Source organism: Thalassotalea sp. PS06, assembly GCF_007197775.1.
GTDB lineage: Bacteria > Pseudomonadota > Gammaproteobacteria > Enterobacterales > Alteromonadaceae > Thalassotalea_A.
On sequence record NZ_CP041638.1, the window covers coordinates 3047429 to 3072561 of the forward strand.

Consider the following 25133-nt stretch of genomic DNA (forward strand, 5'->3'; position numbering starts at 1 on the left):
TTGCTATCGGCTTTCCACAATTACGCAGACGTCTTGGCTTTAGGTTTTGCTTTAGCTTTGGTTTTAGCTTCGGACTTAGCTTCGTCTTCAACAGCTTCTTCTAATGCTTCAACCACTTTAGGCTTTACTACCTTTGGCTTTTTCGCCTGCAATGCAATCAGGATATCTTCACGATGTTTCGCCAGATAAATGCTGATTTCTTCGATGCTATCATCATTTAATTTCAATTCGGATTGCTCCAGCAAAACGCTTAAGTTATCCGCCATGTCGAGCATCTTGTCATACTCATCAGCCGTTTTCTTATCCATAAACGTTTCGACCTCCACGCCATTGCGTACTACTACAAATCGACTCTCTACAGCCATAATTATCCCTTCATTTCAATCTATCGGGTTTCGTCCACTTTTTGTTAAGCGGACTAATATAGTGGATATTTATCCAGTACATTACCAAATTAATCAATTAACTGCCAGATCCGTTGATATTTTTTGTGCAAAAGCATGTACCAATGTAAAGGTTTATGTCTTCAGGAAATACGACTGATTGACACTACGCCGCATTAATAAGGGCCTGCCCCAACCTATACAGTGCACACCGATAAGTTACTCAATAAATGTTTGGTTACATCCATAGATTAGCCATTAACAACTTTTCTCTTTTTATCCCCCACTATTAATACCAATCACATTAAATTCTCACTGAGTGAGCAATAATTTAATGTGATTGGTATAACTTGCAACAGCAAAAATTGACCAAATGGGGAAGAGACTATGAAAACATTAACCGCGATTACTACTTGTGCAGCAACTATGTTTGCTTTGGCAGCAACCCAGGCAAACGCTTCTATGGATCCTTTTGTGGAATCAGCATTGCAGGATATCTGTGAATCAGCATCCAGTGACAACGTATTTCGACTAGACCGTACCATCAAGAGCTATCGTTTAAATCATCAAACCGTAGCGTTGAATGTAATGTGTAACGAGCAGGACATTATCAGCTTCGCTCAACAACAAGGCGCAACCAAAACCGCGAATCGCCTTGAACATAGCATCGGTGATACGCAAATCACAGATCTAGCGATGTTAAAATAATGGATAAGCTCAGGAATAAGTGCCTCGGAAGAGGCGCTTATTTCGTTTGTCACTCTTTTCGTTAACTGAACTTTCGCATCATACCTAGAGGTAACCAGGCAAGCGCAAAACGGATGAACGCCCATGGCCAGGTTGGAACGAATGCCTTATCTACTTCTTTTTCAATCGCCTTGATAATACTCTTACAACCAGTTTCAGCATCGACGATAAAAGGCGGAGTTTTGCCTTCTTCGATAATTTCCGTAGCGATATAGCCAGGGTGAATCGTTGTCACCGATATTGGCTTGTGCAGAACATCAATGCGGATCCCTTCGGTTAAAGATGCAAGGCCCGCTTTGGTAGCAGCATAGGTAGTAAAGGCGCCGCGAAAGCCGCGCTCGGAACTCACCGATGAGATAGTAACTAAGTGACCATCATTCTGCGCCCTGAAGATTTCCATTGCCGCTTCACATTGTGCAAGAGCGGCGACAAAATTGGTCATAGCGGTACGACGATTTGCCGCAAAAAAACCCTTACCAATGGAGCCACCCTGGCCGATTCCAGCATTAACGATAACTCGATCTAATTGTCCAAGCTGTTCTCTGGCAGCCTTAAACACCTTAAAGACCTCATCATGATCGTTCACATCTAAAGGCATAACTAAGACTTTTTGCTGCGGATATTTTGCCGTTAATTCAGTCGCAAGTTCGCTTAATGCTTGTTCACGACGGGCACAAAGAACCAAATTCCTGCCCATCGCTGCATATTGTCGTGCCATTTCCTGGCCAAGCCCGGAGCTGGCACCTGTGATCAGAATGTTGTTTCTCATAAGCCATTATTCTAGTTGCAATTTTAACCTTGCTTATACGTTAACCTAACTATTCACGAATACCAAAAGAGATTGCAAATCCTAAGCAAAGATCAGCGTAGAATTCCAGATAAAAAGCGCTAGCAAAATAATCGCCACATTCCCCATAGCCCTTGTGCTGTGGACGTTAACAGCAATTAATATGCAAATTTTCGACATTTTGAGCAATTTAAAAACAATCAAATCAGACAGTTATTTTTTCATTTGATCTTATAAAAATTTTTGCCTATTTTTGCATTTATGGAGCAGGAAGTGACGCGATAACGCAGGCTCTATCCTTCAGTTTACGACCCCATTTTCTATTTTTCTTTTATATTCTGAGGTAAACCCAATGACTGGCAACGACATGATAGATGACGATTTCGAAGAGAATATGGACGACGGCGTGGATGCCGAAGAAACCGATACCGATATGCCGAAAGACGATGAGGCGAATGCCAAAACGCGAAAGAGAATCGATGAATTACTGGAGAAAAAACGTTTAAAAGAATTGCTTGATGAGGATGAATGGGAGATTTAAACATCTCCCATCAATATATAACTAAAGAAACATTACTCTTCGAAGTAAGTGCCCCAACCGTCATATTCGACCTGAAATTTTTCTGCCAATGCAAACATTGCCTTGGTTTCTTCCAACAACACGTCCTCATCGAGATATTGCTCGGTAACGATGTCGAAACAAAATACCGGGGTACCGTCTTCCAATTCAGCCTGTTCAGGTTCCTGAACTTCAAGGCCTTGTTTAAATGCCATCACTGCTGCATTTTCTAGGGTTCCAAAGTCTTCACTGGCAAAGTGATGTTCAATGGTGTGCACGGCTTCAGGGTTGGAACCATCTTCCAGTAATTCTTCAATTAAACCTGAAGTATGGGCTAACCACTCATTTAAATCTGACTGTTCCATTTTAGCTCTGCTCTGCCTGTTGACTGTTATGAAGCGTTTGGAAAGGGTTTCCCGCTTCCTCGCTTAGCTCGTTAATTTTCGCCAGCATTAACTCATGGGTATTGTTGGCGATGTGACGGATACCTTCTTTTGAAGTGTCGTGAATATGTATCGGCGGTAAAAACTCGATGATCATTTTGCCGTTGTTCCAACGGTTTAAATCCACCAGGTCGTGAGAATTACTCACACAAACAGGAACAATAGGTACGCCTGCCTGTGCCGCGGTATGAAACGCGCCGGTTTTAAATGGTAATAAGCCGCGACCATAACTACGGGTACCTTCTGGGAACAACCAAACCGAAATGTTCTTTTCTCTGATTTTCTGTGCTGCTGAAGCAATGGTATTGTGAGCTTTGGAACGATTGGCACGATCAATCAAAATATTGCCAGTAAACCAATACATTTGCCCAAAGAATGGGATCCACTTCAGGCTCTTCTTACCTATGCTCACCGTGCCTTTTGGCAATGATTTACTCACCGTGAAAATATCATAGCTGTTCTGATGATTGCAGACATAGACAACCGAACCTAAATCTTCGACTTCTTTAGGTCGTCTTATATCCAGCTCAACACCAATGACTGGTGAAAGGCTACCAACGATATTAGCGGGGAAATAAACATTATCTCGATGAAACGGACGAACAATACACATCAAAATCGATGCAAGTGACGTCAAAATTAACGAAATTGCTAATGTCAAAATGCGCAAAATAGCTAACACAATATACCTCTGAAGCCCAAATAGCCTGATAATAAGGTGCGCAATTATACACAATTGTATGGAATTGAGGAAAGCTTCTTACAATTTAGAAAAAGAAAAAGCCGGCGATTGCCGGCTTTTTTTATGATTCTTCCGAAGGAGTTTCTGCTTCTGCCGGTTTTGGCGAATCAATTTCCATTCGCTCAACCCGCTGTAATCCTCGCGGTAGTTTATTACCACGGCGTCCACGTTCACCACGATAGTGCTCGAGATCACCAGGTTTTAACGTCAGCTTGCGCTTACCTGCGTATAGAGTGACAGAATCTTCACTACCAATAACGCTGAGGATAACCAACAACTCTTCTCTGGCTTTCGCGCGGGCGGAAGGAATATTGATGATCTTGTTACCCTTACCTTTGCTAAGCTGCGGTAAATCTTTCATCGGGAACAACAGCATTCGCCCTTCCGAGGTTATCGCCAGACAAGACTGATTGTCGATATCGGTTACCGGTTGTGGCGTCATTACCTGTGCGCCTTGGGGTAAGCTCAACAAAGCTTTACCATTTTTATTACGCGATACCATATCGGCAAACTTGCCGATAAAGCCGTAACCGCTATCACTGGATAATAAAAATGCCTGTTCATCGTCGGCCATCACTGCTTGGGTGACGTTTTGACCAGCGGCAATATTAAAGCGTCCGGTTAATGGCTCGCCCTGGCTTCTCGCCGAAGGAAGTGTATGGGCATCGGTAGCAAACGCTCGACCGGAGGAATCAATAAAGACCACAGGTCGATTGCTTCGACCTTTAGCCGAGCACATATAACCGTCGCCAGCTTTGTAAGACATGGCTTGCGGGTCGATATCATGACCTTTCGCACAACGTGCCCAGCCTTTTTCGGAAACTACAACAGAGACCGGCTCAGAAGGCACTAAATCTTTCTCAGACATGGCTTTGGCTTCTGCGCGCTCAACCAGTTTCGAGCGACGCTCATCACCGTAATCATTGGCTGCGGCCAGGATCTCTTTTTTCATCAAGGTATTAAGACGAGCTTTTGAACCTAAGATCTTTTCCAGTTGGTCGCGCTCTTTACTTAGCTCTTCCTGCTCTGCACGGATCTTTATTTCTTCTAGCTTGGCTAACTGACGAAGTTTGATTTCTAAAATCGCTTCAGCCTGAATCTTCGACAGGCCAAAACGCTGCATTAACTCGCTTTTCGGATCATCGTATTCGCGAATAATGGCAATCACTTCATCGATATTCAGATAAGCAATCAATAAACCATCAAGAATATGTAATCGCGCTAAAACCTTATCTAATCGATATTGCAAGCGACGACGAATGGTCTCACGACGATACTCAAGCCACTCACTTAGAATCTGTTTAAGGTCTTTAACCGCCGGGCGATTGTCCAGACCTAGCATATTCAGGTTAACGCGGTAGTTCTTTTCCAAATCCGTCGATGCAAACAAGTGCGCCATTACCGGTTCAATATCGACACGATTTGAGCGCGGAACAATGACCAATCGCGTTGGGTTTTCATGATCCGATTCATCGCGAAGATCGACAACCATTGGCAGTTTCTTGGCCTGCATCTGAGCGGCAATTTGTTCAAGAATTTTTGCGCCGGAAGCCTGGTGTGGTAGCGAGGTAATGACAATTTCACCCTGCTCCATCTCATAAACGGCGCGCATCTTAATGCTGCCACGGCCGGTTTGATAGATCTTCTCGATGTCCGCTTTTGGCGTAATGATTTCAGCATCGGTCGGATAATCCGGACCTTTAACGTGCTCAAGTAATTCACTCAGTTCGGCTTTGGGTTGCTCGATAAGATGCACACAAGCATCTGCAACCTCGCGAACATTATGTGGCGGAATATCGGTCGCCATACCAACGGCGATACCGGTAATACCATTTAACATGATGTGCGGTAAACGTGCTGGTAAGGATTTTGGTTCTTTTAACGTACCGTCAAAGTTAGGTAACCAGTCTGCGGTTCCCTGACCCAACTCAGATAATAACACCTCACTGAATTTGGATAATTTCGCTTCGGTATAACGCATTGCCGCGAAGGATTTCGGATCATCTGGCGCACCCCAGTTACCCTGGCCGTCGACCAATGGATAACGGTAGGAGAATGGCTGTGCCATTAACACCATGGCTTCGTAACAGGCAGAATCACCATGAGGATGGAATTTACCTAATACATCACCAACGGTACGGGCAGATTTCTTATATTTAGCGAGTGAATTTAAACCCAACTCAGACATTGCATAAATAATGCGTCGTTGAACGGGTTTTAAGCCATCACCAATATGGGGAAGTGCACGGTCCATGATGACGTACATGGAGTAATTGAGATAGGCATCTTCTGTGAATCGTCGTAAGGGAAGTTGTTCAATCCCTTCCAGACTCATATCAATTGCATCAGACATAGTATTACAATTTCCTGGAGGTTCGCCTGTCGGCCTGACTGCGTATTATTGTTATTACCCTAGCTTATCCGATATTTAGCTGTTGCTAAATAGCGAAAATAAAATATTCCTTAAAATTTAATTAGTTTGTCGCCAAATTCATCCTAAGTTAGGCAATCATTACTCATTCTTAAGTGCTTCGGCAAGTTCAAAATCCCAAAAGCTTGCCTCTATTTTGTGCCCTTCCGGGTCAACAATAAAACAACCGTAATAGGCTTCTCCATAGTCCTTACGCGGACCGGGTTTTCCATTACACTGACCGCCTAAAGCCAGTGCTTGCTGGTAGAAGTTATCCACTTGAGATTTGCTGGTGGCCATAAAACCAATATGGCTACCGTTGCCCACCGTCGCCACGCCGCCATCGTAAGGATTTTGCAGCCAGAAAGTTGGGTAGCCTTTACCAAATGCAATCGCATCGGTGTGCTCAGCAGTAATTTCAATATCCAGAGTCGCCAAAAGTGGAGTGTAAAATGCAATCATCTGCTCCAGGTTATTGCATCCTAAAGACAGGTGACAGATGCTTTTTTGCGATTGTTTTAACATTTTATCTTTCGCTGACATAACCTTCTCTTCCTAATTTGATGTATGTATTGATGATTCGGGTGGCTCTTGCGAAGGGGCCTCTGGAGACGGTACTAATTTGACCGTAATACTGGCAATCACCAACAAGAAGGTTGCCACCGCCAAACAAGCTTCTAGCCCATAGTTGAGATACATATACCCAGATGCCAGGGTGCCAATTAAACGACCCATGGCATTGGCCATATAATAAAATCCAACATCCAGAGAAACGCCATCGGATTTGGCAAGGGCAACAATTAGATAACTGTGCAAGGAGGAATTAATGGCAAAGGTAAAACCAAATAGCATTAACCCCGCTACCAGTATCCAGGTTAAAGGTTGAGTGTCGGACGCATAGAAAATGAAAACCAGGGTTAATACTAAGGTTAAGGTTGTCAGTGCCCAGCCCCAGAAGGTTGCGCTTTGCACCGCATTACGCTTACTTCGGCCTGTGATTTTTGGCGCCATACCCTGTACCACCCCATAGGCTATTACCCAACACGCCATAAACGCACCAACACTCCAGTCATCCCAGCCAGACTGGCTGGCAAAGTAAACCGGTAATGCAACCACAAACCAGACATCACGGGCGGCAAACAAACACATTCTCGCTAACGATAAGCGGTTAATCGCCTGACTTTTGGAAAAGATTTCTTTGAATTTGGCTTTAAAGCTGGCCTTACCGATATCCTGCTGCAAATAAATTGCTGAGATAATTGCCATCACCAACAAAAACAGCGCCATCGCCAGCATCGCGTATTGAAAACCAAGGGTGGACAACAACACTGCGCCAAGGAAAAAGCCAACGCCTTTGAGAGTATTTTTCGAGCCCGTTAATATTGCAACCCACTTATACAAACGCCCCTGCTGCTCAGCCGAAACCAAAAGCTTAACGCTGGATTTGGCACTCATTTTATTGAGATCTTTAGCGATACCCGACAGGGCCTGCGCCGCCATCACCCAAGGAATAAACAGATATTCCGACGGCAAGGTTAGCATTAGCAATGCGATAACCTGCATCACTAAACCTATTTGCATGGTTCGATTCAAGCCTATCCGGGCGCCAAGCCAGCCTCCGACTAAATTAGTAACCACACCAAAGAACTCATAGAACAAGAACAGCATGGCGATTTGCAGGGCGTCGTATCCCAACTCATGAAAATGCAGAACCACTAACATGCGAAGAGCGCCATCGGTCAGAGTAAAGGCCCAGTAGTTCATGGTGACCAGCAAATACTGGCGCACCTTATCCGGTAAAGCTTGAATCTTAGCTAGCATTGGAAAACCCAGAGACCTATAAAGATTTCGCGACTTTTAACATTAGCTCGGCGGTGCGGTTAGCATAACCCCACTCGTTATCGTACCAAAGGTACAGTTTCACCTGACGTTTGTTGATTACCATGGTCGACAAGGCATCGACAATACAAGAACGTGGATCAGTCTTGTAATCGATTGATACCAGTGGACGTTCCTCATAACCAAGAATACCTTGTAATTCGCCCTGTTCAGCTTCGGCAAACAAGCGGTTCACTTCTTCAACATCGGTATCGCGACTCATTTCAAACGCACAATCGGTTAATGACGCATTAGCAAGTGGTATGCGCACAGCATGACCATTTAAACGCCCTTTAAGCTCAGGAAATATGTGAGTAATCGCCGTGGCTGAGCCAGTGGTAGTTGGGATCAAACTCATGCCACAAGCACGTGAGCGACGTAAATCTTTGTGCGGCGCATCAAGAATGGTTTGGGTGTTGGTAATATCATGAATGGTGGTCATGCTGCCGTGGCTAATGCCGATGGCTTCATGCAAAACTTTTACCGCAGGTGCCAGGCAGTTGGTGGTACAAGATGCCGCGGTAACAATATCGTATTTGTCAGCATCGTATAAATCATCGTTAACCCCCATGACAATATCGAGGACACCCTCTTGTTTCACAGGCGCTGTTACCACAACCTTTTTTACCCCTTGCTGCAAATAGGCAGCAAGTTTTTCTTTGGTTTTCATTTTACCGCTGGCTTCAATGACAATATCGCAAGATGACCAATCGGTATCTTCAATCGTGCTATTTTGGCTGGTGGTAATCACCTTATTTTCAACAATCATTTGCGCTTCGGTTGCTGATGCTTCTTTATTCCAGCGGCCATGAACCGAGTCAAAATTAATTAAGTGGGCTAAGGTAGCGGCATCACCCGCCGGGTCATTGATGTGAACAAATTCAATTTCCGGCCAGTCCCATGCGGCTCTCAGGACTAATCGCCCCATACGGCCAAAGCCATTGATACCTACTGTAATCGTCATACGAACTTCCTAATAACATTTCATTTTTAAATTTAAGAACAATTGGGTGCTAAGCGGGTTAGACTTGCAAGTGCCTCGGCGGGGTAACTGCTATTTTGCTCAAAACACAGTTTTAGTGTCTGTAAGCACCAGTCGGGTAAAGAATCAGCCAGGGAATAGAACACCCACTGCCCTTGTCGGCGGCTTGCAATTAGCCCTTGCTGCTTTAACAGCGCCAGATGGCGGGAAATTTTTGGCTGCGAAAGGTCTAGTGCTGATGTGAATTCACACACACATAATTCCTGTTCGCTCAGTAACAGCAGTAAAATTTTTAATCGCGTATCGTCTGCGAGGGATTTGAAAAATACCAGGGGGAAATTATCTTGGCTCATACGGCAAACCTCTTTTCATCTCAAAAGATAGTCCGAATATTGCAAAACAAGATATATGAAAAATCATATATATGCAAATACGTATATTATTAAAACTCTGAGTTTTCCCAAGTTATCGACTTGAGATAATCAAATTTGCAGTACCATGGAGGCAACTATCTTTGCCTCTAAAAACAAAAAAGGCAGGAGAACCTGCCTTTTTCATCGATAACAATTCTATTCTAATTCAGCTCGTCATTCTTGACGTATTTAGTACCTTTTACGGTTGCCTGGAGAGCAAGACCATTTTCAGTTAACTGATAAATAATGATATCACCAATGGTTACACCACCACTGGCTTGGCCGCCCTTATCACCAGCTTTTGCGGCTGCATCCGCTTCACCACCAAAGGCCCAGCCATCTTCCACAAACTTATCCATGGCTTCTTTGGTTTTAAATACAAACACGGCACGGAAATCTTTGGCACCTAAACCAATACCAACGCCTGCTTCGTACATATCCATATAGGTATTTTCACCGCTGGCGTTATCATGCACAACACCGTAACCGGTGCCCGCAGCGACGATGAGTAGATTCACTTGAGCATTTGAAAACACTGCATAGCCGGGTGCTTTCATGATGACGTCTTTGGCGCCTGGACTGGCTTGTTCAACATCAGCGACAACTTCTTCACTCATTGAGAGAATGGCCGCGCGCTGTTCTTCAGGGGTATCGCCGTCGGCCGAACAGCCGACGAACATAAAAACTGCTACTAAACAGAGAAGTTTTTTCATTACATTGCCTCACTAGGATCGAAATTTAGTGTATTAGAGGCTTACCAAATTTCCTTTTTCCTGAAGCCATTCCTTCCGATCACCGGCACGTTTTTTGGAGAGCAACATATCCATGATTTCCATGGTAATGTCGTAGTCGTCTACTGTTAGTTGCACCAGGCGCCGTGTGTTCGGATCCATGGTGGTTTCACGCAATTGCAAGGGATTCATTTCACCCAAGCCTTTAAACCGCTGTACGTTAACCTTGCCACGTTTCTTTTCAGCTTCAATCCGATCCAATATCCCTTCTTTTTCCTGTTCATCCAAGGCATAAAATACTTCTTTACCGACGTCGATACGATACAACGGCGGCATTGCCACATAAACATGACCGGCCTGAACCAGAGGTAAAAAATGTTGGGTGAACAACGCACAAAGCAAGGTTGCAATATGCAAACCATCCGAATCAGCATCGGCAAGGATACAAATTTTGCCGTACCGCAACGACGAAAGATCTGAGCTGTCCGGATCGATACCCAAGGCCACGGAAATATCGTGGATCTCCTGCGAGGCCAGAATCTGTCCCGATTCCACTTCCCAGGAGTTTAAAATTTTACCTCGTAAAGGCATTATAGCCTGAAAATCACGATCCCGTGCTTGTTTAGCACTTCCGCCGGCAGAATCACCCTCTACCAGAAATAATTCTGATCTTTCAGGCTCTTGGGAACCACAGTCAGTTAACTTACCTGGCAAGGCTGGACCTTGAGTGACCTTTTTACGAACGACTTTTTTACTGGCGCGCATACGGCGTTGGGCATTGCTGATACAAAATTCAGCGAGCGCTTCAGCTACATCGGTATGCTCGTTTAACCACAAGCTAAACGCATCTTTCACCACTCCAGAAACAAAGGCTGAACATTGTCTTGACGACAAGCGTTCTTTGGTTTGTCCGGCAAATTGTGGATCCTGAATTTTCACCGACAGGATGAAACAACACTTATCCCAGATATCATCCGGGGTCAGTTTAACGCCGCGAGGAATCAGGTTACGGAACTCACAAAACTCACGCATTGAGTCTAACAGGCCTTGTCGCAAGCCGTTTACATGGGTACCACCCTGAATCGTAGGGATCAGGTTTACGTAACTTTCACCGATGGTTTCACCACCTTCAACAAGCCAGTTAACTGCCCAGTCAACCGCTTCATGCTGTGAGGAAAAGGAACCAATGAATGGCTCTTCCGGCAAGCTGGTCCAATTATTGACCGCGTCTTTTAAATAATCCTGAAGACCATTTTCATAACACCAGTGATGTTTTTCGTTCTTCACTTTGTCATGAAATTTAATACTCAGGCCTGGGCACAATACCGCTTTCGCCTTGAGAATATGACAAAGTTTATTCACCGAAAATTTAGCAGAATCGAAGTAGCCGGCATCTGGCCAAAAGCGCACCCGGGTTCCGGTATTGCGCTTTCCAACCGTGCCTGTTTCCACCAGATCCTGCGCCTTTTCACCATTTTCAAAGGCCATTTCGAACACTTTTGCGTTTCGCTTTACGGTCACTTCTACTCGTGTTGATAGCGCATTTACAACAGAAATACCTACCCCGTGCAAACCACCAGAGAACTGATAGTTTTTATTAGAGAACTTACCACCGGCATGCAGCTTAGTGAAAATTAACTCAACACCCGGTACCCCCTCTTCTGGATGCACATCAGTCGGCATACCACGACCATCATCGATAACCTCTAATGACTGGTCTTCATGGAGAATTACCTGGATGTTACTGGCATGGCCTGCCAATGCCTCATCGACAGAGTTATCGATGACTTCCTGGCCTAGGTGATTAGGACGGTTGGTGTCAGTGTACATGCCCGGACGTCGGCGAACCGGGTCCAGACCACTTAATACTTCGATTGATTCAGAATTATATTGCTCGGTCATCTGCTTAATCTGGCTGTTGAGTTATTAGAATTGTTATTTACATTGCTCATATGGAACTGGAAAAAGTTTACAATATCGTCAAGCATATTGGCAAAACCAACAAAGCTGTGATCGCCTCCTTGTTGGACAATCATCTGACATTGCTTATATTTTTCCACCGCCTGACGATAATCTAACACTTCATCACCGGTTTGTACCATCACTAAAAAATTTTCTGGCTGATTAATGCTGACAAAGAACTCGCGCAGGGATTGTAAATGCTCTGAAGTTACCTGGTAGGTCTGCGCCGTATAGGGGTTGGTGTGCTCACCTAAGACCCCTTGCAACAATTCAAAAGGTTTTACCGCAGGATTTACTAATACCGCCTTGCTCGAGAACTTATCGGCCAGATACGTCGCAAAGTAACCGCCCAGGGAGCTGCCGATAAAATACCACTGGCTATCCGGCTGGCTGTTGACAATTTCCAGCAATTGCGCCATCGCTTCAACCGGGGTATTTTGCAACTGTGGGCAATGAAAACCAATTTGCGGGTAGTTGCGCTGAAAAAATTCCCGGGCTTTTTCCGCCTTTAATGACTTAGGGGAACTATTGAAACCGTGAATAAATAATATTTGTGAATTGCTCACCGATAAATCCTTCATAAAACGAACCATCTAAACACTAACCAACCGATAACGGCGCGAGCGGTAACTGCTTAACCCTGGTTTTTAATTGCTTGTTTTCAAAGCTGAACTGTCGATATGCCGGTCCAGAGGGTAAGGCTTTGACACCATCAAACTCAGGATCAAACTGAATAGACGTTGCCGGACAGGTATATAAGGGGGCTTTATTTAATGTATCTTTCTCAATAGACATTGCCCGGTGCACGTGACCGCAGGCAATTGCCAAAATATTAGACTTTTGATTTACCACATGCCAGAAAGAGTCGGCTTCCTGCAAACCATGACGGTCAATAAAATAACCAACCGGTCGCGGATGATGATGCATAAATATCAGCGTCGATTTTTGCGTATCGGCATTTTCTATACGTGTCAGCTCTTCTGCCGAAACCCGACCCGCTGGTGTCTCGGACTTAGAACTTAGGAACAGACATTCCAGCTCTTCAAACTCTAAGCTCTTATCCGCATAAATATTGCGATGATTGAGTAATTTCGTCATCTGTTCGACAGAATCATGATTCCCTGGCAGCCAATACACCGGCTTTGAAATCTCACTTTCATCTATCGCTGCAACGAAATTCACATAAGATTCATCGCTATGATCCTGGCTCAAATCGCCGGTAAACACGGCAAATTGAATGTCGTCATTCGTTTCAATATCTTTCAATACAGCAAGTAAATTCTGGTAAACATTGTGACCATAATGGATAGCTTCTTTATCGGCATATAAATGACAATCGCTAAACTGGGCAAAAACGAGAATGGACACGGTACTAATACTTTACGACTTACTTAACTGCAGTTTGCCCCAGACGTAAGCAGGTTTGCAACCACTCCGTCAGGAATTGATGGGTTTGTTGTTTTTCGTCTGGCTGCATCATTGATTGATTAGGGTAATCATATCTTGGCTTGATACGGCGAGTCTGCGCAGATTCTATCACTTCGGCGACTCTGGCGTCATGGTAAAGACGAATCACCATAAAAGGTTTACTCAGTAATTTGCCGATGACCTGACAGTCATTATCACTGGCACTCAATTGGCGGAACTCAACCACATTGGTGTACTTGGATTGTTCCGTCACCCGAAGCTGAAAAGCATGGCGTTCATCAATGGAAAATTCACGCTGCTCACCCACTTCTGAAATGCCGCCTAGTAACCTAAGCAGCAAAACATAGTTGATCTCACAGCTATTTAATAGCTGTTTAAGATTAGGATGATAACGTTGCGATTGAGACACGACCTTTTCCATGAGTTAACATTACGCCGACAACTTTTGATAATTCAGAGCCAACCACTGTAAGGCTATTATAGTTGATGCATTGGTGATACGACCCTGTTGCAACCATTCTAAAGCCTGTTGACGAGATACCACGTGGGTACGAATATCCTCATTTTCATAATCAAGACCATGAAGTTTTCCGCCTAACTCTTCGGATAAAGAACAAAGCCCCAGATACAGATACAACTTCTCGCTGGTGCCACCCGGACTGGAAAAGTACTCCATGATGTAGATGAGGTTTTCCGGTGTTAGATCTAACCCAGATTCCTCTTCGGCTTCTCTGATTGCCACCGACTCTGGGGTTTCACCTTCTTCAATCATGCCGGCAACTGGCTCGAGTAACCAGGCTTGTTGGTTCTCGCGAACCGCCCCGGCACGAAATTGCTCCACCAGTAATACCTTATCCTGTTTGACATCATAAGGCAGCAAAATCGCCGCATCACCGCGCTCAAAAATTTCCCGGGTAAATTCCCCGGACATACCGCCAGCAAATAACTCATGTTGGATATGCCACTCATCTACCCGGAAAAAGCCCTGAAATACAGTCTTCTTGTCATTTACCTGAACTTTCGCCGGATTTGTAGTGTTATCGTGATTATCTGAACTCATAGTGGATACTTATTAATCAATACAAGGCTTTAGAAATAAATTCTGTTACACTTTAGTCGATAAGTGAGACTAATATCTCTTCAGCATACCATTATTAATCGATACAATGGCTGAAAATAACTAAAGTTTGAGTATTAACAGGAAAAACTCATGACAAATAAACTGAATTCTTTATTTGTCGGCGTGGTGCTGGCGTGTACGAGCTCCGTTGTCGCTGCCGAAGATTTAAAGGAAATTTATCAGTTGGCATTAGCCAATGATCCAACTGTTCAGAAAGCAAAAGCACAATACTTGGCCAGTGAAGAGCGCATTACTCAGGCTCGCTCCGTATTATTGCCTCAAGTTAATGGCTCGGCTGGTTACACATCAAGTTCACAAGAAAGTCCGTCAATTTTATCCACCATTGCTGGTGTTGAAGAAGAGTTTCGAGTTACCACAGATCGAGATGTATTCGATTATGGCTTGAGCCTTAGTATGCAGCTTTATCATCACAACAGCTGGATAACCTTAGAAACATCAAAAAAAGCCGCGCACCAGTTTGACCTGAACTACCAGTTTGCCAAACAACAACTCATCACTCGAGTGACTACCGCATACTTTGATGTATTGGCAGCGCAAGATGGTTTAGAATTCGCAATTGCAGAGAAAAATGCGATTGAGCGTCAATTAGAGCAAACTAAGCAGCGTTTCTCTGTTGGTTTGACAGCAATTACCGATGTGCACGAAGCACAAGCCCAATACGATAACTCCGTAGCTGAAGAAATTCGTGCGCAAAATGCGGTTTATCAGGCGGAAGAAATCCTTCGTGAGATTACCGGTAAGTACCCACGTGAATTGGATACCCTCAATACTGAGCGTTTCAGTGCGGTTATGCCAACCCCTGGTTCTGCCGATAGCTGGCAACAATTAGCTGAAGCGAAAAACCTACAGCTAATCAATCAAAAAGTTGCTGTTGATATCGCTAAAGAAAACATCGATTTAGCTTTTTCTGGTCACTTACCAACGTTGAGCTTGTCAGGAAGCTACGGATTCTCTTCAACGGATCAAGATAATGATCCAACCGTATTCCCGGGCACCGATATCTCAACAGGACAGACCCTAAGTGGTAGTGAAACGGATACGAATTCAATTGGCGTGCAATTAAACGTTCCTATCTTCTCTGGTCTTCGCACCAGCGCTGAAGTAGATGAAGCGAAACACCTGTATGTTTCTGCCAATCAGGACCTGCAAATTACTTACCGCGCGGTTGTACGTGAATCACGTAGTGCATATAACACCATCGTTGCTACCATCTCAGGTGTGAAAGCATTTGAACAATCGGTAATTTCAGCTGAAAGTGCATTGAAAGCAACAGAAGCCGGTTTTGAAGTAGGTACCCGTACCATCGTCGACGTATTAGATAGTACTCGTAATTTGTACAACGCCAAGCGTAACCTTTCTACCACCCGCTATCAGTACATCATCAATATGTTACTGCTAAAAGAAGCAGCCGGTACCATTACCGAAGAAGACATCAATACCATCAATGCTGGTTTGCAAGAGGCAAGACCTATTGATCCGGATAACGTCTAAACCGAAAAAAGCCCGCTTTGCGGGCTTTTTTGTTTTAGAGGGAAGCTACGCAGAGGGAATCAAAATGTACAGAATTTTGAAGGTGGAGTTTCAATAAAATTGAAAAGGTGGAGTCGAGATGATAGACATCTCGATGAAAGCTAAATTCTCACTATCAAACATCACAGATAAAATAGAGATTATTTTGATGGTTATGATCAGGGATGATCAGTATGCCGAAAATGCATGAAGCAATTTTCGGTGGAGTCGAGATGATGGACATATCGATGAAAGCTAAATTCTAACTACCAAAATGCGATTTGAAGAGCATTTTCTCCACCATCAAAACGATTAAGTTTTGACTCCACCCAAAACATCACAACGAGAATGTTTTATCCCTCTACGAAGTTTCCCTCTAAGATTCGCGTTAATCTTCTAAGCGAATCGTGTTAATAATCTCAGTGGTGGAAATACCATCTTCGAAATTTAACACCTGAACTTCACCACCGTTGGCGATCACTTCTTTGCCACCGGCAATGTCTTCGACTTTGTAATCGCCGCCTTTAACCAAAATATCGGGTAATAAGCCGGAAATTAATCGCTGTGGTGTGTCTTCAGAAAAGCTAACCACCCAATCGACGGCGCCAAGGCCTGCAAGTACTGCCATACGACGATCAACCGGATTGATCGGACGACCAGTACCTTTTAATCGTTTAACCGAATCATCGTCATTAACGGCGACAATTAAGCGATCGCCAAGATCGCTTGCATGGGTCAGGTAAGACACATGGCCAGCATGAAGAATGTCGAAACAACCATTGGTCATCACAATCTTTTCACCACGATCGCGGGCCTGCTCCATGATGAGTTTCAATTGTTGCTCGGTTACCACACCAGAACCACTTTCCTGACCAGAGCGAATCGCCTGAGCAATTTCCACTTCACTGACCGTCGATGTACCTAGCTTGCCAACAACAATGCCGGCGGCGATATTGGCAAGCGCACTTGCCTGACCAAACGAAGAACCAGCGGCAATCGCTAATGCCAGGGTGGCAATAACCGTATCGCCAGCACCGGTAACATCAAATACTTCTTTGGCATGAGTAGGTAAATGCAACTCTTCTTCATTGGCACGAATCAGTGTCATACCATGCTCAGAACGAGTAACTAACAAGGCTTTTAATTCAAGCTCTGCCAGCAGTTTCTGCCCCTTATCGAGGATATCCTGCTCGTCCTTACAAGGGCCTACAACTGCTTCGAATTCTGACATGTTCGGGGTAATCAAATCAGCGCCACGATACTTGCTAAAATCGTCACCTTTGGGGTCGACAAGTACCGGCACATTATGTGATTTCGCCAGGCGGATAAGATTTTGAACTTCACTCAATGTTCCCTTAGCATAGTCCGACAATAACAACAGATGGTGTTGGTCGATGTGTTGCTCTACCTGACGATATAAGTCCTGCTTGTCTAAATCATCTAAAGAGTCTTCAAAATCCAGACGAATCAGCTGTTGATTACGACTCATCACCCTAAGTTTGGTAATGGTCGGGATATCCGGGTAGCGGGTGAACTGACAAATAACATCTAAAGACGAAAGCGACGAATCGAGAGCATCGCTGGCCTCATCTTCACCGGTTATCCCCGATAACGTTACCTGGCCACCTAAGCTGGCAATATTCAAAGCAACGTTTGCCGCGCCACCCGGGCGGTCCTCATTATTATCAATTTTAACGACAGGAACTGGCGCTTCCGGAGAGATCCGTGATGTTGGTCCTAACCAGTATCGATCGAGCATAATATCGCCGACGACCATAACTCGGGCATCGCTAAAATTTGGAATATCTACTTTCATACCGCTTTCCGTTTTGGATATAATTTCACAATTGTGCCGTTAACAGGGTCCTGGGCATTGCATTAAGCAACTGGTAGGTGCTCGTTAATGACGAAATATCGGTATAGTGTACCATAAGCTTTTTCATGAGTTGACGTTGCCTTGAGTAAAAACAAAGTATTACAAACCAAATTCAAAACCAGTTTCCTGCTACCTAAATATTGGTTCACCTGGCTTGGGGTTCTTGTTCTGTTCACCATTTCCCTTCTTCCTTATCGGGTGCAATTCCACCTGGGGCGCGGAATTGGTCGCTTACTGCAAAAAATCGGTGGTTCGCGACAGCGTGTTGCTGAGAAGAATATTGAAGTGTGTTTTCCACATCTTAACGAAGCAGATCGAGCCAAACTCATTCGTAAAAACTTTGAAAATACCGGTATCGCCCTGTTAGAAACCGGCATGGGCTGGTGGTGGCCAGACTGGCGTGTAAAACGTAAGTTCACCCTTAAAGGTCTGGAGCATATCAAACAGGCACAGGAAAATGGCCAGGGCGTATTATTACTGGCGTTCCATAACCTGGCGTTAGAGTTACATTGTCGAGGCTTTGGGCTGCATAACAAAAGCGTGGTGTTTTACCGTCCACACAATAATCCATTAATGGAATATTTCCAGTACAAAGGCCGTGGTCGTTCGAATAAATACATGCTGGGCAAACGGGATGTGAAAGGCTTAATTTCCGCCTTACATGACCAGGAAAGCTGTATTTATTTACCGGATCAGGACTATGGCAGGAATCGTTCGGTATTTATCCCGTTCTTTAATGTACCAGATACGGCAACCACCACAGGTACGATGATTTTTGCTAAGCAGGACAATGTCAAAACCCTGTTGGTTGATCCGAGTCGTGACGATAAGACCGGCCAATACCTGGTGGAAATCAAACCGGTGTTCGAAGAGATACCAAGTGGCGACGATATTCAGGATCTGACGAAAATTAATCAGGAGCTTGAAAAAGCCATTGCCGCCAACCCGGAACAATACATGTGGTTACACCGCCGATTCAAGACCCGCCCGGATCCAGATGCGGAACCTTTCTATAAAAAATAAAGGATGCCGATGATTTACTCTTCGGCATTGAGTAAATAATTGCTCCAGCAGCGCCAGACTAACTCGGTATGAGATTCAATTAAACCCCGGTCAGACATCTTCGGCCGGTTTTGCAATACCAGCTCATGCCCTAAATCCCGAAGCGCGCAATATGACGAAGCCAGCTGTTTGGCAGTTTGCGCTTCGATCAGGCCAAATTCTCCAAGGCGCTCAAATATGCGCACATTATCGGAATACTCACCCAAGGATTCATGCTCGTGGCTAAAGCTGAGAACAAAATACTGCGCCATAAATTCGATATCCGCTAAACCACCCTCGCCTTGTTTGATGTCAAATAAATTGGCGTCGCTTTTATCCAGGTGTTTCCGCATTTTCTCACGCATATTAATCACGTCGCCACGTAACTTGGTGCGTTCACGATTGCTGCTTAAAATATCCTTGCGGATCAGGCTAAATTGGCTGACTAAATCACTATCCCCGGCTACCGCTCTGGCGCGAACAAGCGCCTGATGTTCCCAGGTCCAGGCGTCTTTTTTCAGATATTGATGGTAGGTATTGATGTGTACAACCATAAGCCCGGAATTACCCGAGGGTCGTAATCGCATATCGGCTTCATACAAGGTACCGCTCGCCGTTCGGGTATTGAATAGATGTAAGATCCGTTGCGCCATTTTCAAATAAAACTGACTGGCTGGCACCTGCTTATCACCGGTAGTCATATCATTAGGTTCGCAGTTATGGACAAACACCATATCTAAATCTGAACTGTAACCCAGCTCAATGCCGCCAAGTTTGCCATAACCTAACACCGCAAAGCCTTTGTTATCGGTTCCTAAGGTATGAGCGGGTTGGCCATAGCGGGCACACATTTGTTGCCAGGCCAAATCTATCACTTCCGCCACTATACCCTGAGCTAATCCGGTTAATTGATCACTGACCTTCATCACTGGCAACACATCACTGACATCCGCCGCAGCGATTTTCAATTGATGCGACTGTTTAAATCGTCGCAGGGTTTCCATTTGTTCTTCCAAATCGTCATTTGGTACCCGCAACAGGCTCTCTCTTAACAGCGTCTGATAGTCTTCAAGTTCAGGCAAAGACATCAATAATTTCGGATCGATTAGCTCGTCCAGCAATATTGGGAACTTGGCCAGGGTTTCACTGATCCATTCGCTTTCCCGGCAGAGCTTAATTAGCTGCTTCAGGGCGCCCTGATTTTCATAAAGTAATTCAAGATACGCGGTGCGGCTAACGATTTTCAGTAATACATGCAGACACCGGTTTAGGGTGATTAGTGGTGATTCTTTATCGATTAAGCTCAGCAATAACGGAATAAGTTTATCGAGAATGATCTGCCCTCGACGACCAATAGGGCGTTTATGAATGTCTTTCTTAAAATTTACCAGGGTCTGGTGGATGTCGTCTGCTGGCCACTGCGGCTGCAGGTTTTCAAGCCAGCTGATCGATTCATCCTGTTCCCAGTTCGCCAGCCAGTAGGTTACCCACTTATCACTCAAAGGCAATTCATTGGGATTATCTTCACCAATCAGTAGATTAAATTCGTGATGTACCTGTGCCATATGCTGACGGCATTGTTGGTGATAGTCCTCCCAACTATCTCCCCCCATCATTTCCATCAGCCGGGTGCGATTTAACTCATCCTGAGGCAATAATTGCGTCTGTTTATCGGCAAAGGCCTGAATCGCATTTTCACTGCGACGTAAGAAATTGTATGAGTTAAGCAAGGTTTGCCGGGTTTCAGGGTTAATAGAACCATGGTCGGTCAGCAAATCCAGGGCTTTATAAATATTACGTTCCTGCAATTCGGGATTGCGACCGCCTCGAATTAACTGAAAAACCTGAACAATAAACTCAATTTCACGGATCCCGCCCTGGCCCAGTTTAATATTGTTCTGAACCGATTTGCGGCGTGCTTCCTGGGCTATCATCAGCTTCATTTTACGAAAGCTTTCAATCACCGAAAAATCGATATAGCGGCGATATACAAACGGTCTTAGCATCGATGACAAACGCTTATTGTATTCAGTATTGCCAATCAATCTGGCCTTTAACATGGCGTAGCGTTCCCAGTCACGCCCCTGATCCTGGTAATAGTTTTCCAGTGCCGAAAAGCTCAGTACCAGAGGACCGCTTTCGCCAAATGGACGCAATCGCATATCGACACGATAAACAAATCCATCCACCGTAACCTGGTTTAACGCGGCAATTAACTTTTGCCCTAATCGAGTAAAAAACTGCTGGTTATCGATACTTTTGCGAGCCCCCTGGGTTTCCCCACTGTGAGGGTAGGCGAAAATAAGGTCGATATCTGACGAGAAGTTGAGTTCACCACCACCGAGCTTTCCCATCCCATAAACCAACAGCGGTTGGATATTACCTTCGGCATCAACCGGCTGCCCCCAACGCTGCTGACAATATTCCGTCAGCCATTGTAACGCTTGGGTGATTAACACTTCCGCTAAATCTGTTAAGTGTCGAAGACTGATCTGTATGGGCAACGCCGAACAAAAGTCATTGATTGCAAATCGCACCATATAACGATTGCGAAACTGTCTTAATATCCGGTGTAACTGCTCTTCTTCCTGGCAATCATGTAACAAGGATTGTAACTGTTGGGTAAGTTCCAGCGCGGAAAACTCATGTTCCAGAGGCTCGGCAAACACTTGTGGCAACAATTGTGGAGTTGAAACCAGGGTTTCCCGTACAAAATCAGATAAGCTGATACTGCGTTGCAAATGGGTTAATTGCTCGGCGGAAAGCTCTGGCAGGTATGGTGCAAACGCATTCTGGCAGTGACTCCAAAATAATTGTTGCTGTTCCTGCATATAGACGGTTCGAAAAACTTCAGAATTTGACACTACCCTATCCTTTTCTGGTTCTGTTGGTTTTTACCAACCTTGAGCCATACTATTATCGTCAAAGTTTATTTTGACGGTGTAAAACCAACACGTTATCGCTGAGTTATCGATGATTATCTCAGGTGCCAATAGACCTGAGATAATTCACATTAATTTAACAGTTTACCAGTAATTTGCGCAGACTAATGAGACTATTTCGCTTTCTTTTACTCATCGTTACGTTTGTTCTTAGCGGATGTATGGACCCTGTCGAAGAACAAATCGACCATAAACTGCCTCTCACCGAGCGACGCCTGGCTGAGCTCAAAAGCGATTTAGATAACAACCAAATCGACAATGCCCGCCACATCGAAAGCTATGCTAAAAAACTGTTGAAGAATGATTCACAACATCAACAATTGATCGAGCTGCTGCGGTTAAACGCTAGTGCTCAGGGTCAGATTTACCAGGTGCTTGTGCAGAGATTGCAAACCGTAACCGACCGATCTCATCTGTTTCCGTCGCAGGAAGTTCGTTATCAGGAATTGCTCGATATTTATCAGGCAGCGGACCCGAAATTTTTTTCCGATGCCCTGAGTGACCCATTAAATGTGCTCGCCGATTTATCCGCTGGCGAATTAGACAGGATTAATGCCGATAGCAAACCGCAAACCCTGGCAGAAAATCAGGCGCAGGATTTTGGCTACGCTGCCCTACTAATCGGTCATCCCGGTTTTGGTAGTTGGCAACAAGCTGGCAAGAATCAGTATCAGTGGCAATGGTTTGAGCACAGTAAAATGCTTGCAAAAAGCATTACACCCGCATCTATCTCTTACCGTGATTGGGCAAAAAATCGCGATTACAGTTTTTACGCAGATATTGGTCGGGCGTTAATGACTTCGGTATTTATCAGGGCTGAACAGCAACAAGCTGAGTTGTTGTTGGGTGAGGATGGCGCATTCGCTGAACAACGTAGAGGCGATAACGATTTATCTGCGGTCAGTTTAGTGTTAAAAGGTACATATCATCGGGAATAAAGTAATAACTACTTAACATTATGGAAAAAATCTTTTCTTTTGGTCACATCGACAGTCAGGTGCTGATGATTCTCGCCGCTGAAATTATCATTGCTATTATGCTACTCGCGTTGATGCGCTATTTGTACGGCTGGTCGTTAGGGTTGAGCACAACTAAGGAATTATCGAAAGTCGATAATTTTGCCTTTGGTATCAGTATGGCAGGATCAATTGGCGGTCTTGGCATCGTCTTAACTGGCGCCATAACTCCTAAATATAATGCCGGTATGGGTAGCGAATTAGTGAATATGTTTAGCTATGGTCTACTCGGATTGGTGCTTCTATATCTGGGCCGCTCTGTCCATGACCGCTGGGCATTGCATCTGGTTGATAAGCAGGAACAAATCAAAAACAAGAACATTACCATGGGTATCGTTGACGCTGCATCGGTCATTGCCACGGCGATTATCATTCGGGAGATGTTGTTGTGGGTTGAAGGTTTAAATGCCTTTGCCATCATTGCCATGATCAGCGCTTTTGCCGTCGCTCAAAGCCTGTTAACCATGGTAACCCGAATTCGAGAACGCCACTTCGCCAAACACAATCAACTGGATTCTATGCAAGCTGCCTTTGCCGAAGGGCAAATTGCCCTGGCACTGCGCTACAGTGGTCAAATAATTTCCGCGGCGCTTGCAGTAACGGCCGCCAGCTACTTTCTTGAATACCACCCAGACACCATAGTGCAGAACCTGATTGGCTGGTTAATCTTCGGATTTTTGATGACCTTGTCCATGTGGGTACTTACTACTATCGCCAAAGCCATCATACTAAGGGGCATTGATCTCGCCGCCGAAGTCGATCATCAGCACAATATTGGTGTCGCCAGCATTGAAATGGCGATCAGTATTGGTATCGCTCTAATGATAACTACATTGCTGGCTTAACCTACAAATCAACTTTGAGTTTGAAAAATTACCAAAAAACCGATTGACATATTATGTCTAGATGCTAAGGTGTAGCTATCGACATATTATGTCACGGATGTAGTTAACGACAAGATAATAAGGTTAACTATCACTTTTAAGAGGATGATTATGAATATTCACAGCATTGCAGCTCACTTGAATGAACTGGCTGACGATACCAGTACAGGGATGGTTTTTGACTGTCAGCCGATTTCTGGTGACGTCGATGTTTTGCAGATCAGTGTGCAGGGAAGAGAAGAGTTACCGGTATTCCTTTCGGTAACCGATGATCAAATTATTTGTATTACCTACCTGTGGGGTGAACAGGAAATCGTTAAGGAAAAACGTGTTGCCATGCTGGAAGCTATGCTGGAAATGAGCATTCCAATGCCACTTTCCTCTTTTTCTAAAATCGGCGACAAGTATGCCATTTTTGGCGCTCTATCGATCAATTCAAGCTTTGACGATATCGAACATGAGCTGGCTGTTTTGAGTAACAATGCCCTCGAAGTAATTGATGACATGAGCGAGTTTTTAATTTAACCGGCAAGGAAAGACGAAGATGAGTATTTTTAAGAAAATTATGACCGCAATTCGTGGTGGCGCCAGTGAAATGGGCGAGAGCATTGTTGATGCCAACGCCACTCGAATCTTTGAACAAGAAATTCGTGATGCACAAAATCACTTAACCAAAGCTAAACGTGATTTGACCAGCGTAATGGCGCAGCAAATGTCAGCGACTCGCGAAGTCGAGCGCATCAAACGTGATATTGCCGAGCATGAAGGCTACGCACAGCAGGCCCTGGCTCAGGAAAATGAAGCATTAGCATTGCAGGTTGCCGAGAAAATTGCCGGCATGGAAAACGAACAGGAAACGCAACAGCAAGCGTTGGATAGCTTCTCCACTAACGTTGACCGCTTAAAAGAGCTGGTTAAGAAAAGTGAACGTCAGGTAGCAGAATTCAAGCGTCAGTTATCCATGGTGAAAACCACTGAGAACGTGCAAAAAGCCACGTCAGCAATTACCGACAACTTTTCATCGAGCAATTCTAAATTGCTCAACGCCAAAGACTCTTTGGAGCGCATTAAAGCTAAGCAGCAGAAATTTGATGACCAGATGAAAGCAGCAGAATTGCTTGAGTCAGAAGATTCTGATGCATCATTGCAATCGCAACTGAAAGCTGCGGGCATTGGTAAAGCAGATAAAGATGCGTCTTCGGTTCTTGATAGAATCAAAGCAAAGCAGTCTTAAAACACCTTAGGGTGCTGGGTTTCCA

At 44.6% G+C, this 25133-nt stretch carries 25 protein-coding genes; 8 read left to right on the forward strand and 17 right to left on the reverse strand.

What is annotated here, in order from left to right:
* Positions 1-20: 20 nt before the first annotated feature.
* On the reverse strand, positions 21-365 hold the full coding sequence (locus FNC98_RS13385; RefSeq protein ID WP_144034811.1) for a YebG family protein: 345 nt from the start codon (positions 363-365) through the stop codon (positions 21-23).
* Positions 366-770: 405 nt separating this feature from the next.
* On the opposite strand from FNC98_RS13385, the gene FNC98_RS13390 reads away from it, so the two are divergent.
* On the forward strand, positions 771-1091 hold the full coding sequence (locus FNC98_RS13390) for a DUF3718 domain-containing protein (protein WP_260680361.1): 321 nt from the start codon (positions 771-773) through the stop codon (positions 1089-1091).
* A 61-nt stretch (positions 1092-1152) separates the two neighbouring features.
* Here FNC98_RS13390 and FNC98_RS13395 read toward each other — a convergent pair whose 3' ends face one another.
* On the reverse strand, positions 1153-1899 hold the full coding sequence (locus tag FNC98_RS13395; protein WP_144034812.1) for an SDR family oxidoreductase: 747 nt from the start codon (positions 1897-1899) through the stop codon (positions 1153-1155).
* A gap of 370 nt (positions 1900-2269) precedes the next feature.
* Between FNC98_RS13395 and FNC98_RS13400 the strand changes: the two genes are divergently transcribed.
* Complete coding sequence (locus tag FNC98_RS13400; protein WP_144034813.1) at positions 2270-2458, forward strand: PA3496 family putative envelope integrity protein; 189 nt, start codon at positions 2270-2272, stop codon at positions 2456-2458.
* Positions 2459-2490: 32 nt separating this feature from the next.
* Here FNC98_RS13400 and rraB read toward each other — a convergent pair whose 3' ends face one another.
* The 13 genes from rraB to FNC98_RS13465 all read right to left on the reverse strand — a co-directional run bounded on the left by rraB (position 2491) and on the right by FNC98_RS13465 (position 14525).
* Positions 2491-2841, reverse strand: a complete 351-nt coding sequence (gene rraB / locus FNC98_RS13405; RefSeq protein ID WP_144034814.1) for a ribonuclease E inhibitor RraB — start codon at positions 2839-2841, stop codon at positions 2491-2493.
* 1 nt (position 2842) lies between these two features.
* Positions 2843-3601 (reverse strand): 1-acylglycerol-3-phosphate O-acyltransferase, encoded by a 759-nt coding sequence (locus FNC98_RS13410; protein WP_144034815.1) that lies wholly within the window; start codon positions 3599-3601, stop codon positions 2843-2845.
* Between the two features lie 121 nt (positions 3602-3722).
* Positions 3723-6014 (reverse strand): DNA topoisomerase IV subunit A, encoded by a 2292-nt coding sequence (parC, locus tag FNC98_RS13415; RefSeq protein WP_144034816.1) that lies wholly within the window; start codon positions 6012-6014, stop codon positions 3723-3725.
* 159 nt (positions 6015-6173) lie between these two features.
* Positions 6174-6614, reverse strand: a complete 441-nt coding sequence (locus FNC98_RS13420) for a VOC family protein (protein WP_221932889.1) — start codon at positions 6612-6614, stop codon at positions 6174-6176.
* A 12-nt stretch (positions 6615-6626) separates the two neighbouring features.
* The gene (gene arsJ, locus FNC98_RS13425; RefSeq protein ID WP_144034817.1) at positions 6627-7892 is read right to left on the reverse strand and encodes an organoarsenical effux MFS transporter ArsJ; all 1266 of its coding nucleotides are present in this window, start codon (positions 7890-7892) and stop codon (positions 6627-6629) included.
* Between the two features lie 16 nt (positions 7893-7908).
* Positions 7909-8913: an ArsJ-associated glyceraldehyde-3-phosphate dehydrogenase gene (locus FNC98_RS13430; protein WP_144034818.1), complete on the reverse strand. Its 1005-nt coding sequence runs from the start codon at positions 8911-8913 to the stop codon at positions 7909-7911.
* 32 nt (positions 8914-8945) lie between these two features.
* Entirely contained in the window at positions 8946-9284 is a 339-nt protein-coding gene (locus FNC98_RS13435; protein ID WP_144034819.1) for an ArsR/SmtB family transcription factor, read from the reverse strand.
* Positions 9285-9505: 221 nt separating this feature from the next.
* Positions 9506-10057: a YSC84-related protein gene (locus FNC98_RS13440; RefSeq protein WP_144034820.1), complete on the reverse strand. Its 552-nt coding sequence runs from the start codon at positions 10055-10057 to the stop codon at positions 9506-9508.
* A gap of 33 nt (positions 10058-10090) precedes the next feature.
* On the reverse strand, positions 10091-11977 hold the full coding sequence (parE, locus tag FNC98_RS13445; protein ID WP_144034821.1) for a DNA topoisomerase IV subunit B: 1887 nt from the start codon (positions 11975-11977) through the stop codon (positions 10091-10093).
* A complete protein-coding gene (locus FNC98_RS13450; protein WP_260680362.1) occupies positions 11974-12603 on the reverse strand; it encodes a YqiA/YcfP family alpha/beta fold hydrolase in 630 nt (209 codons plus the stop codon). Before FNC98_RS13450 ends, parE begins: the two co-directional genes overlap by 4 nt.
* A gap of 34 nt (positions 12604-12637) precedes the next feature.
* On the reverse strand, positions 12638-13405 hold the full coding sequence (locus FNC98_RS13455; protein ID WP_185967974.1) for a metallophosphoesterase: 768 nt from the start codon (positions 13403-13405) through the stop codon (positions 12638-12640).
* A 19-nt stretch (positions 13406-13424) separates the two neighbouring features.
* Entirely contained in the window at positions 13425-13874 is a 450-nt protein-coding gene (locus tag FNC98_RS13460) for a DUF1249 domain-containing protein (RefSeq protein WP_185967975.1), read from the reverse strand.
* Positions 13875-13895: 21 nt separating this feature from the next.
* Positions 13896-14525, reverse strand: a complete 630-nt coding sequence (locus tag FNC98_RS13465) for an NUDIX domain-containing protein (RefSeq protein WP_144034825.1) — start codon at positions 14523-14525, stop codon at positions 13896-13898.
* 150 nt (positions 14526-14675) lie between these two features.
* Here FNC98_RS13465 and tolC point away from each other — a divergent pair, with 150 nt between their 5' ends.
* Positions 14676-16097, forward strand: coding sequence for an outer membrane channel protein TolC (tolC, locus tag FNC98_RS13470; RefSeq protein WP_144034826.1), 1422 nt, complete (start codon positions 14676-14678; stop codon positions 16095-16097).
* A gap of 406 nt (positions 16098-16503) precedes the next feature.
* Here tolC and hldE read toward each other — a convergent pair whose 3' ends face one another.
* Positions 16504-17931, reverse strand: a complete 1428-nt coding sequence (hldE, locus tag FNC98_RS13475; RefSeq protein ID WP_144034827.1) for a bifunctional D-glycero-beta-D-manno-heptose-7-phosphate kinase/D-glycero-beta-D-manno-heptose 1-phosphate adenylyltransferase HldE — start codon at positions 17929-17931, stop codon at positions 16504-16506.
* A gap of 141 nt (positions 17932-18072) precedes the next feature.
* Here hldE and lpxL point away from each other — a divergent pair, with 141 nt between their 5' ends.
* Positions 18073-19014: an LpxL/LpxP family Kdo(2)-lipid IV(A) lauroyl/palmitoleoyl acyltransferase gene (gene lpxL / locus FNC98_RS13480; protein WP_144034828.1), complete on the forward strand. Its 942-nt coding sequence runs from the start codon at positions 18073-18075 to the stop codon at positions 19012-19014.
* A 14-nt stretch (positions 19015-19028) separates the two neighbouring features.
* On the opposite strand, the gene glnE is transcribed toward lpxL, so the two are convergent.
* The gene (gene glnE, locus FNC98_RS13485; protein ID WP_144034829.1) at positions 19029-21896 is read right to left on the reverse strand and encodes a bifunctional [glutamate--ammonia ligase]-adenylyl-L-tyrosine phosphorylase/[glutamate--ammonia-ligase] adenylyltransferase; all 2868 of its coding nucleotides are present in this window, start codon (positions 21894-21896) and stop codon (positions 19029-19031) included.
* A 239-nt stretch (positions 21897-22135) separates the two neighbouring features.
* Here glnE and FNC98_RS13490 point away from each other — a divergent pair, with 239 nt between their 5' ends.
* From FNC98_RS13490 to FNC98_RS13505, 4 genes are all read left to right on the forward strand, one after another.
* The gene (locus FNC98_RS13490; protein WP_144034830.1) at positions 22136-22912 is read left to right on the forward strand and encodes a hypothetical protein; all 777 of its coding nucleotides are present in this window, start codon (positions 22136-22138) and stop codon (positions 22910-22912) included.
* A 20-nt stretch (positions 22913-22932) separates the two neighbouring features.
* Complete coding sequence (locus tag FNC98_RS13495; RefSeq protein ID WP_144034831.1) at positions 22933-23835, forward strand: DUF350 domain-containing protein; 903 nt, start codon at positions 22933-22935, stop codon at positions 23833-23835.
* A gap of 150 nt (positions 23836-23985) precedes the next feature.
* Entirely contained in the window at positions 23986-24399 is a 414-nt protein-coding gene (locus FNC98_RS13500) for a YjfI family protein (protein ID WP_144034832.1), read from the forward strand.
* A 19-nt stretch (positions 24400-24418) separates the two neighbouring features.
* The gene (locus tag FNC98_RS13505; protein WP_144034833.1) at positions 24419-25108 is read left to right on the forward strand and encodes a PspA/IM30 family protein; all 690 of its coding nucleotides are present in this window, start codon (positions 24419-24421) and stop codon (positions 25106-25108) included.
* The last annotated feature ends 25 nt before the right edge of the window (positions 25109-25133 follow it).

What these genes read in the sequence shown, in the direction of transcription:
- FNC98_RS13385 (WP_144034811.1), bottom strand. Translation starts at nt 365, where the DNA reads ATGGCTGTAGAGAGTCGATTTGTAGTAGTACGCAATGGCGTGGAGGTC.
- FNC98_RS13390 (WP_260680361.1), top strand. Translation starts at nt 771, where the DNA reads ATGAAAACATTAACCGCGATTACTACTTGTGCAGCAACTATGTTTGCT.
- FNC98_RS13395 (WP_144034812.1), bottom strand. Translation starts at nt 1,899, where the DNA reads ATGAGAAACAACATTCTGATCACAGGTGCCAGCTCCGGGCTTGGCCAG.
- FNC98_RS13400 (WP_144034813.1), top strand. Translation starts at nt 2,270, where the DNA reads ATGACTGGCAACGACATGATAGATGACGATTTCGAAGAGAATATGGAC.
- rraB (WP_144034814.1), bottom strand. Translation starts at nt 2,841, where the DNA reads ATGGAACAGTCAGATTTAAATGAGTGGTTAGCCCATACTTCAGGTTTA.
- parC (WP_144034816.1), bottom strand. Translation starts at nt 6,014, where the DNA reads ATGTCTGATGCAATTGATATGAGTCTGGAAGGGATTGAACAACTTCCC.
- FNC98_RS13420 (WP_221932889.1), bottom strand. Translation starts at nt 6,614, where the DNA reads ATGTCAGCGAAAGATAAAATGTTAAAACAATCGCAAAAAAGCATCTGT.
- arsJ (WP_144034817.1), bottom strand. Translation starts at nt 7,892, where the DNA reads ATGCTAGCTAAGATTCAAGCTTTACCGGATAAGGTGCGCCAGTATTTG.
- FNC98_RS13430 (WP_144034818.1), bottom strand. Translation starts at nt 8,913, where the DNA reads ATGACGATTACAGTAGGTATCAATGGCTTTGGCCGTATGGGGCGATTA.
- FNC98_RS13435 (WP_144034819.1), bottom strand. Translation starts at nt 9,284, where the DNA reads ATGAGCCAAGATAATTTCCCCCTGGTATTTTTCAAATCCCTCGCAGAC.
- FNC98_RS13440 (WP_144034820.1), bottom strand. Translation starts at nt 10,057, where the DNA reads ATGAAAAAACTTCTCTGTTTAGTAGCAGTTTTTATGTTCGTCGGCTGT.
- parE (WP_144034821.1), bottom strand. Translation starts at nt 11,977, where the DNA reads ATGACCGAGCAATATAATTCTGAATCAATCGAAGTATTAAGTGGTCTG.
- FNC98_RS13465 (WP_144034825.1), bottom strand. Translation starts at nt 14,525, where the DNA reads ATGAGTTCAGATAATCACGATAACACTACAAATCCGGCGAAAGTTCAG.
- tolC (WP_144034826.1), top strand. Translation starts at nt 14,676, where the DNA reads ATGACAAATAAACTGAATTCTTTATTTGTCGGCGTGGTGCTGGCGTGT.
- hldE (WP_144034827.1), bottom strand. Translation starts at nt 17,931, where the DNA reads ATGAAAGTAGATATTCCAAATTTTAGCGATGCCCGAGTTATGGTCGTC.
- FNC98_RS13490 (WP_144034830.1), top strand. Translation starts at nt 22,136, where the DNA reads ATGGACCCTGTCGAAGAACAAATCGACCATAAACTGCCTCTCACCGAG.
- FNC98_RS13495 (WP_144034831.1), top strand. Translation starts at nt 22,933, where the DNA reads ATGGAAAAAATCTTTTCTTTTGGTCACATCGACAGTCAGGTGCTGATG.
- FNC98_RS13500 (WP_144034832.1), top strand. Translation starts at nt 23,986, where the DNA reads ATGAATATTCACAGCATTGCAGCTCACTTGAATGAACTGGCTGACGAT.
- FNC98_RS13505 (WP_144034833.1), top strand. Translation starts at nt 24,419, where the DNA reads ATGAGTATTTTTAAGAAAATTATGACCGCAATTCGTGGTGGCGCCAGT.